Genomic DNA, 363 nt, shown 5'->3' with positions numbered 1-363 from the left:
GCTTGGCGGCGTCCTACTCTCCCAGGACCCTTCGGTCCAAGTACCATCGGCGCTGGAAGGCTTAACGGTCGTGTTCGGGATGGGTACGCGTGGAACCCTTCCGCTATCGCCACCAAACGGGCATTTACAGCGTAAATGCTTCAGGAACTTGATTCCTGAAAACTGAATCCGAAACAAATTTGCGTTCTTCGAAATATTGGATAAGCCCTCGACCGATTAGTATTGGTCAGCTCCATGCATTACTGCACTTCCACCTCCAACCTATCTACCTCGTCGTCTTCAAGGGGTCTTACGTATTGGGAAATCTCATCTTGAGGGGGGCTTCACGCTTAGATGCTTTCAGCGCTTATCCCGTCCGTACGT

Annotated in this window: 2 rRNA genes; both read right to left on the bottom strand. The window is 51.5% G+C overall.

The window, feature by feature from the left end:
• A 5S ribosomal RNA gene (rrf, locus tag L6H70_RS28650) occupies positions 1 to 117 on the bottom strand.
• A gap of 79 nt (positions 118 to 196) precedes the next feature.
• A 23S ribosomal RNA gene (locus L6H70_RS28645) occupies positions 197 to 363 on the bottom strand; the annotation flags it as partial.

Source organism: Paenibacillus auburnensis, assembly GCF_927798115.1.
Lineage (GTDB): Bacteria > Bacillota > Bacilli > Paenibacillales > Paenibacillaceae > Paenibacillus_AQ > Paenibacillus_AQ auburnensis.
Note: the sequence above shows the minus strand (reverse complement) of the source record. Positions and strands in the feature narration are given on the sequence as shown.